We start from the raw sequence: 9,871 nt of genomic DNA on the forward strand, positions 1-9,871 counted from the left end.
TAATACAAGCTTGTATTGTAAAAATTATTCTTATATTAAAATATTTTTCTAAAATTACACCTATAAAACTATTTTTCCCTAAGGTTATTAGTATAATATACCCTATGGCTGATGGTGGTACAAACATAGGTAAAAGTATTAATATATCCATAATACTTTTCTTTTTATTTTTTTTATAACTGTTAAAGTATATAAAGGTTATAGATATAAAAAAAGTAATTAAAACAGATATTAATGAAACTTTTATAGATGTAATAGTTGAGTTAACTATAATATTATTCATTAATTAAAAATCCGTACTCTCTTAATATTTTCTTTGAATATTTAGAATTAATAAACTCAATTATTTTCTTCCCATCTTCACTACTGTTTATAGGCGCTAATGTATAATTTATATTTTCATGTAAATTTTTAGGAATTTCTAATACAACTTGACTACTTTTTAAGTCTAAAGAGTCACTTTTATAAACTATACCTAAATCTACTTCTGATGTTTCAACATAATTTTTAACTGCTGATACATCTTTACCATATACTAGTTTATCTTTTATTTCATTAAATATATTTAGCTTCTCTAAAGATTCTTTTGCGTATTGTCCCGCTGGAACTGTATCAATTTGACCTATGGCCATAGTTATATCATATTTTAATAAATCTTTTAAACTTTTTATATCATATTTACATTTATCACTTTTAATTAATACTAATGAATTACTTATTGGAACATTTATTTCATCTTTTTTTACTATATTTTTTTCTACTAATTCATCCATAAAATTTTCATTGGCAGAAAAGTAAGCACATACATCTGCTCCATTTTCAATTTGACTTTTTAAAGTTCCAGATCCTCCAAAGTTTATATTAACTTTTACATTATTTTCATTTTCATATTCTTTAATTATTTCATTAATTGGATTTAAAAGACTTGTAGCCACACTTATAGTTAACTCATTTTGTGATGATTTATTGCATCCAGTAAGTGCTAAAACACAAAGTATGACACTTAATAGTTTTATTTTCTTGCGCATTCTTTTGCCTCCCCAAGCAATATTTCAATTCCATGTTTTACATCATCTAATACAAAATCTAGTGCTTCTTTACATGCTTTAGGGCTTCCTGGTAAGTTAATTATTAGTGTATTTTGTCTAATTCCTGAGGTTGCTCTTGATAGCATAGCTCTTTTTGTAATTTGTAGACTATAAAATCTTATAGCTTCAACAATACCTAAGGCTTCTCTTTCTATTACAGATTTTGTTGCTTCTGGAGTTATATCTCTTTTAGAAAATCCTGTTCCACCTGTTGTTAAAAGTAAATTTACATTTAAGTTGTCACACATATTTATCATTTCTTTTTCTAGTAAATCTTTTTCATCTGGTAAAACTACTTTTTTTATAACTTTAAATCCATTTTGACTTACTATTTCTTCAATTACTTGTCCGCTTTTATCTTCTCTTTCTCCCCTGTAACCCTTATCGCTACTTGTTATAATTCCTACTGTAAACATTATTTACCTCCATGATGTCGACTTTAATAAATGCATATTAATTTTAGTTATAATTTATATAAAATATTATTTTATTTTATTTTTTCTATGAGCTAAACTTCCATTATTTTTAACTAATAGTATCTCTGCCATTATTCCAAATGCTATTTCATCAACACTATTAGATGAAATATTTATGCCAACAGGTGCATATACACTTTCTAATTTTTCTATATTTATATTTTCATTTATTAAAGTTTCTTTAACTTTAATCCATTTTTTCATACTCCCTATCATACCAATATACATTGGATTTCTATCTATTACACTTCTTAAACTAATTAAATCTCCTTCATAACCTCTAGTAGCTATAACTATATATGTATTATCATTAATAGATATATTTTTAATTATATTAGGTATATCTCCGCTATAAACTTCTTCAACATTTTCAAATCTTTGTTCATTTGCAAATTCTTCTCTATCATCTATTACTATTGTATAAAAATCTAAATTCTTAGCAATTTTAAAAAGTGCTAGACCTATATGACCTCCACCTATGATTATAAGTTTAGGTTTTGGTTTAAATACTTTTATATATCCAAATGCAGTTCCTCCACATTGCATACCTAAATTCCCATTGTCGTTTAAACTATACTCAAAGTTATAATCTTCTCCACTTTTTAGGCACTCAACGCATTTATTTAGAACTTTATGTTCTATCATTCCTCCACCAACACTTCCTATAGTATTCCCATTTTGAAATACCGCCATAGTTGCTCCCATTTTTCCTGGTGTTGATCCAATTGTTTTGGTTATTGTTGCTAAAGCTACTTTGTATCCATTTTTAACTTGGTTGTAAATTTCTTTTAATATTATTTCGTCCATAATTTATCTGTCCTCATGTTTTTGTTTCATATATAATATAGCTTCTAATACTCCACCAGCTATAGTTCTAGCTTTATCCGATATTGTAAAAGAGTTCTTTACTTCTTCTTTTCTTGGATCTATATCAGCTATTTTAAGCTTACTTTTTATATTACTTTTATCTCTTATTATACCTCTTAAAACACCGTCTATTGAAGCCTTAACTTCAGTGTTGTCTATGTAAGCTATTGTTTCACCCTTTTTAACTATATCACCTATTTGTTTAACATTTGATATAGTCCCACTAATAGGTGAGTATATAACTCTTTCCTTACTTACTCCTTTTATCTCTCCTGGTATTCCCGTATTTTCTTTTGCGTATCCTTTTTCTATGATTCTACCTAGGTTATGTCCTCTCATAGTTTCTATTACTATATCTACATCACAAGATGCACAAAATCCAGGTCCTAAAGCTATAGTTATAGGTGCCATAGATTTATTTGTTCCTAAGTTTTTCTTAGCAAGTATTGCATCTACTACTGCTAATGGTTTTAATGTTTTTATGTAATTTCCATAAGGGTCTATAATTATTGGAATATTTCCTTTATCTAATATGTTATATATTTCATCTATATTATTAGCTTTTTCACATACAACACCTTCTACTATAGATTTTTCATCATATATTGCTTCGCTAAAACATACTGCACGTCTTATAGACGATGGATTTTCTATCTCAAGTATTACTACTTTAAATCCACATCTATAAAGCTTATGTATTGTACCAGTAGCTATGTCTCCACCACCTCTAACTACTATTATGTCATTTTTCATATACTGTCTCCCTTTTTAAAAGATTATTAAAATCATCTATATTATCTATATCAAATAGAGTATTTTCACAAACATCCACATATTTTATTTTATCAGAAGATTTTATAATACTTTTTCCACCTTTATCTCCTTCTAAATTTAAAATATCTTCTTTATATTTTTTAGGATATATAACTGGATTTCCAAAACGATTTTTGTATTTGGGAATTACTATAAAACTTGTATCTTCATTAAATACATTTATTAGTTTTTCTATATCTTTTTTATCTAAAAGAGGCTGGTCTCCAACAAAAAACATATATCCTTCACTTTCTTCACAATTTTTTATTCCTAATTTTATCGATTCACTTATGCCCCTATTAGGATATTTATTTTTCACTACTTTAAAATCTAAATTTTCTCCAATTTCTTTTATTTTTTCATATTGAGTTACTATTAATTTATCTTTAAAATTACATTTAGATATGACATCTAATGTGTACTCAATTAAAAATTTGTTATTATACTTCATAAGAAGCTTATTCTCACCCATGCGCCTAGAAAATCCAGAAGCCATTATTATCGCTGAAATCAAACTCATCATCCTTTTATATATTCATTTGTAAATATACTACCATATATATATCTATTTATATATGATGAGCTTTTACATTTTATATTTTTTATAAGATTTAATGCATTTGTTTTGTTGTTAATATTTTCTACCTTATTAATAAATAAAATCTTTTCTCCTTTATAAATCTTAAAAAGTCCATTTTTATTTAAAATAAGTTTTTCTAAATGCTCTATATTAACTTTATTAGTTGAATAATCATTGATAATATCTAAAAATCTATCAACTCTATGAATATTTTCTTCATTAATATCTAATCCTATTGAACTTATATCTACTACACCTATTGTTTTTGTTGTCTTAGGATATATTACAGGTTCTGAATCTCTCCATCCTTTAAGACTTTTTTCCTTTGATCCATCACCTTCTATTATTACTATATCAAAGTAATGTATTATTTCATCTAGCATATCAAAGGTTAATCCTTTTATTTTTAAGTTATTTACTATATGATTTCCTATTACATAAACCCCATTTTTATTATTTTGTAGTATACTATGGTAATTTTCGTTTGGAAAATCATTTAACATAATTATTTCATCATAAATACTTTTGTCTGGTATATATATATGAGTTGTTGTTGTAACTAACACCTTATAGTCTTTTCTAAGTAAAGAAGAAGCAGAGTACATCAAAGATGTTTTCCCCCCTGCTCCAACTATTGTTATTATATCTTTCTTACTTATTTTAAAAGTATCAATTAAGTTCATTTTATTATTTATTAGTCATAGCCATAAATACTTTTTCTGGTGTCATAGGTAAAGTATTTAAGTTTATTCCTAAGCCATTGTATATAGCATTTTCTATAGCTGGAGATGGTGTATTAACAACAACTTCACCTACAGATTTTGCTCCAAATGGTCCTGTTGGCTCATAACTTTCTTCAAAATCAACTATTATATTCCCTACATCTTTTCTAGTAGGCATCTTATATTGCATAAATGTATTAGATGCTAATTCTCCCCTTTGTGTATATACAACATCTTCATATAATGCCATACCTATACCTTGAACTATTCCACCCTCTACTTGTATTTTTGCTAAATTTTTATTTATAACTGTTCCACAGTCAACTACAGCTACATAATCTATTATTTCAACTTTCCCTGTTTCTTTATCTATTTCAGTTTCTACAAATCCTGCTATAAATGGTGGTGGTGAAACTGGACTTCCGTGAGTAGCATATCCTATTAATTGATTTTTATTACATCCTACAGACATATCTATAGCTAAATCTAATACTGATATTTCTTTATCTTTATTTATAGATTTTACATATTCTCCATCAAACTCAACAAAATCTTCACTTAATTCTAATCTCTGTGCTCCTAAGCTTACTATCTTATTTTTAAGCTCTGTTGCAGCTTTTACTACTGCCATACCTGTAACATAAGTAGTACTAGATGCATAAGAACCTGGATCATATGGAGATGAGTCTGTATCAGCTGAGTTTACTACTATTTTATCCATTGTAGTTTCAAGTACTTCTGCACACATTTGAGCAAGTATAGTATCACTACCTGTTCCCATATCTGTAGAACCTGTAAGTAATGTATAGTTACCATCATCATTTAACTTTATTTCTATAGATGCAGTGTCAATTCCCGCTATACCCGAACCTTGCATAGTAAGAGCCATACCAACACTTCTTACTTTAGTAGGTGATATTTCTTTGTATGGATATTTCTCATCCCATTTTATAAGTTCCTTACCTTTTTTAATACATCTATCTAATGCAACACTATTTAATTCTTTATTGTAAGCAGGAGAAGTTTCTCCCTCTTTTATTATATTTTTTAATCTAACATCTACTGGGTCCATATTCAATTTAGCTGCTAGTTTATTTATAGTAGATTCAACTGCAAAACATCCTTGAGTAGCTCCATATCCTCTAAATGCTCCTGCTGGTGTTTTATTAGTATATACTACATTTCCTTTAAATCTAGCTGCATTTAACTTTCCATACATAGGCATAGTTTTCTCTCCCACTAATCCAAATGTAGTAGAAGCATGTTCTCCATATGCACCTGTATCTGATAGGGCATCTATATCTATAACTTTTATAGTCCCATCTTTGTCAGCTCCAACTTTTACATTTAATTTCATAGCATGTCTACTAGTTGTACATGTAAAAGTTTCTTTTCTATCATATATTATTTTTGCAGGCTTACCTGTTTTTAAAGTAACTAATGCAGTAAATATTTCAACACATGCAGTTTGCTTTCCACCAAAACCGCCACCTATTCTTGGCTTTATAACTCTTATCTTACTTGATGGAATATCTAATGCTCTTGATAAATGTCTTCTTACATGGAAAGGTATCTGTGTAGAACTTACTACTACTAATCTTCCAGCATGGTCTAAGTAGTTATAAGCTCTGTAAGTTTCCATCATTCCATGAGATTGTGCTTGTGTATAATATGTATCTTCTACAACTACATCACATTTTGATAATTCCTCTTCTACATTACCTTTTTCATATAGGTGTTTAGATACTATATTTCTTTCTCTTTCCATTCCTATATCGAAATTACAATGTACATCTTCAGTATGTATTATACTTTCATTGTCTATAGCTTCTTCCATATCTATTACTGGTTTTAATACATTGTACTTAACTTTTATCATCTTCATAGCTTTTAACGCAGTTTTTTCATCTATTGCAGCTATTATTGCTACCTCATCACCAACATATCTTACTGTTTTATCAAGTATTAATCTATCATAAGGAGATGGCTCTGGATATGATTGTCCAGCTAATGTAAACCTATTATTTGGTACATCTTTGTACGTTAATATACATTCTACTCCAGGCACCATTAATGCTCTTTTTGTATCTATTTCTTCTATAATTGCATAAGGATGAGGACTTCTTAGTATTTTTACAACTAATGCTTCTTTAGCTGCTAAGTCATCTGTGTATACTGGCTTACCAGTAGCTATTGACATTCCATCTATCTTTGCTATGCCTTTACCTACTATATTCATATTACTTTACCCCCATGTATGTTTTAATTGCTCTAAGTTGTCCCATATAACCTGTACATCTGCATAGATTTCCAGTTAAGTAATGTATTATTTCTTCTTCTGTTGGATTTTCTAATTCTTTTTTCATTGCAAGTACTGTCATTATAAATCCAGGTGAACAGAATCCACACTGTTCTGCTCCTTCATTTACAAGTATTTGTGCAAATTCACTTGCTTCCTTTTGTAAACCTTCTATTGTAGTTATATTCTTTTTATTAGCTCTTACAGATAGTGTTGAACAAGATAATGTAGGTTTTTCATCTATCCATATACTACATAGACCACAACATCCTGTATCGCATCCTCTTTTTACACTTAGATTTCCAATTCTTCTTAATGTATCTACTAAATACTCATCATAAGAAACATCTATATCTACTTTTTTTCCATTTACATTCATTGTGATTAACATGATGATACCTCCATTAAAGCACTTTTAACTAATGATTTACATATAGCTTTTCTGTATTCTTTACTAGCTCTCATATTTGAACCAAAAACTAGTTCTTCACAAGCTATTTCACTTGCTTTTAATATATTTTCTTCATTTAATATATTATTTGATATAAACTCACTTGCTTCTTTAGCTATTGTAGCCCTTTGAGGTCTAGCACCTACACATATTTTAAAGTTGTTATCATCTTTTGATATTGCTAAGTTTAATATTGGATAATCACTTCTTGAATTTCTCATACATTTATATATAGATTTAGAATTATTTTTCTTTATATGTACTTTAACTAATATGTCTTTTTCGTATTTTTGATTTAAAAACTCTTCTAATTTTACTCTTCCACCTTTATATAATTCTACCTCTGTATCTAAAGATAATAATGCTACTATTAAGTCAGAAAATCCATATTTAGAAAATACACTTGCCCCAACTGTAACTACATTTCTAAATTGAACTCCAATTATATCCTTAACGCAATTTCCTATAACTCCATTAAAGTATTTATTTAATATCGGGCTAACTTCTAAATCTCTTAATGTAGTCATAGCGCCTATTTTAATATAATCTGAAGTTTCTTCTATAAGGTTTAAATTTAAATTTGATAAATCTATACCAGTGCCTATTCTTTTTTCACCCATTCTAAGAAAAGCACTTCCCCCTATAACTATATTATTTTTCCTCTTCATAAGTATTTCATAAGCTTCTTCAAGTGACTGAGGTTGCACTAATTCCATTAGTGTAAACATAATATGTCCTCCTATAAACTATATTTTGTCATTATTTATATACAATAACTAATCTGAATACTTTATAAAATGCATGTATTAAATATTAAACAACATATCTAACGCATGCATATCATTTTTAAATATAATATTAATTTAAGATAAATATTTTTACATTTATGCTTTAACTAAGTCGTCAGATAAGTCAATGTTTTCTGATATAAATTCTTCTTTAGGTAATACTATATTAAGTATTACTGCTAATATTGCAGGTAATACAGTTTTAGATTCACCAAATATCAATTGAATAGATTCTGGGAAAGAATCAAAAAATCCAGGTACATAAGCTACCCCTAATCCTAGCCCTAATGATACTGCAAGTATCATAGTATTTCTTTCTGTTAATTTATCAGTAGTTATTAATTTTATACCACTTACAACTATCATAGAGAACATAACAATAGAAGCTCCCCCTAATACACTAGATGGCATTAAAGATAAAAGTGCGCCAACTTTAGGGAATATTCCTGCTAGTATCAATATACATGCACCTGTAGCAACAACAAATCTATTTACTATCTTTGTCATCGATACTATTCCTACATTTTGACCAAAAGATGTATTAGGTAATACATTAAATATTGCTCCCATAAGACTACCTAAGCCATCAGCAAGTACTCCGCCTATTATTTCCTTCTCCTTGGCTTCTCGATTAAGCCCAGAGTTTGTTATTGCTGTTATATCTCCTATAGTTTCTACAGTTGAAACCATATATACAAATATCATAGCAATTATAGCATCTATATGAAATGCAAATCCTAGCTTAAATGGTACTGGTACAGATAAAAGTGGTGCTTGTGATAAAGAAGAAAAATCTATTTTCCCCATAGGTATAGCTACTATGTAACCAACCACTAATCCTATAAGTACTGATGATATACTAAGCATTCCTTTAGTGTATTGCTTAAAAAATATTACTGTTATTAATACTATTGTCCCTAATAATAAATTTGATGGTGATGCAAAATCACTTGCTCCAACTCCACCTGCAAAATAGTTAACTCCCGTTGGTAAAAGGGAAATCCCCATAGTTAAAACTACTATTCCTGTAACTACTGGTGGAAAATACTTTCTTATATGTTTAAGTACAACTCCTCCTACTAACATTTGAAAAATCGCACCTACTAAACAAGCCCCTAATATTCCTTGAATACCATATTTTGTTCCTATTGCTGTAGCTGCTGGAACAAATCCAAAACTTGTTCCCATTACTATAGGTAACTTTGCTCCTATTGGTCCAACAGGATAACATTGTATTAATGTTACTATACCAGATACAAACATTGCACATTGAATTAATGATGTTTTAGTTTGTAAATCTAAGTTTAATATATTTGAGATTATTATAAGTGGTGTAACATTACCAACAAACATAGCTAATATGTGTTGTAATCCCAATGGTATTGCTTGTGTTAAACTTGGTCTTCCATCTAACTGATAAATAATTTTTTTGTTCATAAAATTCTCCCCATTAAAAATTAAAATATTTATTAGTCCCTTTTAGTTATTTGTTATATTTTTAATTATATATTTATTGTTATATTTTTACAATACTTTATCGAACATTTTTATTTTTTTCAATGTTTTTATACGCTACCTTACCGTACTATTGTTATTAAACATAGTTTTTAAAAAAGAAAATAAGTAAAATCACTATAACTCCAATTTAATCCTGTCTATAAAATTAACAATCATTTTTTAATTCAAATAAAAATATTAAATTTAATACTAATATATTTTCTAAAACAAGCCAATAATTTATAATTTATTTGCATTATTATTTTATAAAAAATTCGCTACTCTTGAGC

General features: G+C 28.0%; 10 protein-coding genes. All 10 read right to left on the minus strand.

The features are described 5' to 3' along the window. Positions 1-275 precede the first annotated feature (275 nt). Positions 276-1,028, minus strand: a complete 753-nt coding sequence (modA, locus tag Q5F54_RS06635; protein WP_281539029.1) for a molybdate ABC transporter substrate-binding protein — start codon at positions 1,026-1,028, stop codon at positions 276-278. Then, on the minus strand, positions 1,013-1,504 hold the full coding sequence (locus Q5F54_RS06640; RefSeq protein WP_071120776.1) for a molybdenum cofactor biosynthesis protein B: 492 nt from the start codon (positions 1,502-1,504) through the stop codon (positions 1,013-1,015). Before Q5F54_RS06640 ends, modA begins: the two co-directional genes overlap by 16 nt. A gap of 66 nt (positions 1,505-1,570) precedes the next feature. Further along, positions 1,571-2,371 (minus strand): XdhC family protein, encoded by an 801-nt coding sequence (locus Q5F54_RS06645; RefSeq protein WP_281539030.1) that lies wholly within the window; start codon positions 2,369-2,371, stop codon positions 1,571-1,573. 3 nt (positions 2,372-2,374) lie between these two features. Next, positions 2,375-3,184 (minus strand): selenium-dependent molybdenum cofactor biosynthesis protein YqeB, encoded by an 810-nt coding sequence (gene yqeB / locus Q5F54_RS06650; protein ID WP_277231188.1) that lies wholly within the window; start codon positions 3,182-3,184, stop codon positions 2,375-2,377. Continuing rightward, positions 3,174-3,764 carry a molybdenum cofactor cytidylyltransferase gene (gene mocA, locus Q5F54_RS06655; protein ID WP_277231190.1) on the minus strand — a complete coding sequence of 197 codons (591 nt, stop codon included), beginning with the start codon at positions 3,762-3,764 and terminating at the stop codon, positions 3,174-3,176. The genes yqeB and mocA overlap by 11 nt, the downstream gene beginning before the upstream one ends. Continuing rightward, positions 3,764-4,507: a selenium cofactor biosynthesis protein YqeC gene (gene yqeC / locus Q5F54_RS06660; protein ID WP_281539031.1), complete on the minus strand. Its 744-nt coding sequence runs from the start codon at positions 4,505-4,507 to the stop codon at positions 3,764-3,766. Before yqeC ends, mocA begins: the two co-directional genes overlap by 1 nt. 4 nt (positions 4,508-4,511) lie before the next feature. Next, entirely contained in the window at positions 4,512-6,785 is a 2,274-nt protein-coding gene (locus Q5F54_RS06665) for a xanthine dehydrogenase family protein molybdopterin-binding subunit (protein WP_281539032.1), read from the minus strand. 1 nt (position 6,786) lies between these two features. Continuing rightward, the gene (locus Q5F54_RS06670) at positions 6,787-7,236 is read right to left on the minus strand and encodes a (2Fe-2S)-binding protein (RefSeq protein ID WP_281539033.1); all 450 of its coding nucleotides are present in this window, start codon (positions 7,234-7,236) and stop codon (positions 6,787-6,789) included. Beyond that, on the minus strand, positions 7,230-8,024 hold the full coding sequence (locus Q5F54_RS06675; protein ID WP_281539034.1) for a xanthine dehydrogenase family protein subunit M: 795 nt from the start codon (positions 8,022-8,024) through the stop codon (positions 7,230-7,232). The genes Q5F54_RS06670 and Q5F54_RS06675 overlap by 7 nt, the downstream gene beginning before the upstream one ends. 156 nt (positions 8,025-8,180) lie before the next feature. Further along, the gene (locus Q5F54_RS06680; RefSeq protein ID WP_281539035.1) at positions 8,181-9,521 is read right to left on the minus strand and encodes a uracil-xanthine permease family protein; all 1,341 of its coding nucleotides are present in this window, start codon (positions 9,519-9,521) and stop codon (positions 8,181-8,183) included. Between the last annotated feature and the right edge of the window lie 350 nt (positions 9,522-9,871).

Origin of the sequence: uncultured Romboutsia sp. (genome assembly GCF_958366745.1) — a bacterium.
GTDB classification, from domain to species: Bacteria; Bacillota; Clostridia; order Peptostreptococcales; family Peptostreptococcaceae; genus Romboutsia; species Romboutsia timonensis.

Bases quoted from the DNA above. Each gene is read 5' to 3' on its own strand.
- modA (WP_281539029.1), bottom strand. From the start codon at position 1,028: ATGCGCAAGAAAATAAAACTATTAAGTGTCATACTTTGTGTTTTAGCA.
- Q5F54_RS06640 (WP_071120776.1), bottom strand. From the start codon at position 1,504: ATGTTTACAGTAGGAATTATAACAAGTAGCGATAAGGGTTACAGGGGA.
- Q5F54_RS06645 (WP_281539030.1), bottom strand. From the start codon at position 2,371: ATGGACGAAATAATATTAAAAGAAATTTACAACCAAGTTAAAAATGGA.
- yqeB (WP_277231188.1), bottom strand. From the start codon at position 3,184: ATGAAAAATGACATAATAGTAGTTAGAGGTGGTGGAGACATAGCTACT.
- mocA (WP_277231190.1), bottom strand. From the start codon at position 3,764: ATGAGTTTGATTTCAGCGATAATAATGGCTTCTGGATTTTCTAGGCGC.
- yqeC (WP_281539031.1), bottom strand. From the start codon at position 4,507: ATGAACTTAATTGATACTTTTAAAATAAGTAAGAAAGATATAATAACA.
- Q5F54_RS06665 (WP_281539032.1), bottom strand. From the start codon at position 6,785: ATGAATATAGTAGGTAAAGGCATAGCAAAGATAGATGGAATGTCAATA.
- Q5F54_RS06670 (WP_281539033.1), bottom strand. From the start codon at position 7,236: ATGTTAATCACAATGAATGTAAATGGAAAAAAAGTAGATATAGATGTT.
- Q5F54_RS06675 (WP_281539034.1), bottom strand. From the start codon at position 8,024: ATGTTTACACTAATGGAATTAGTGCAACCTCAGTCACTTGAAGAAGCT.
- Q5F54_RS06680 (WP_281539035.1), bottom strand. From the start codon at position 9,521: ATGAACAAAAAAATTATTTATCAGTTAGATGGAAGACCAAGTTTAACA.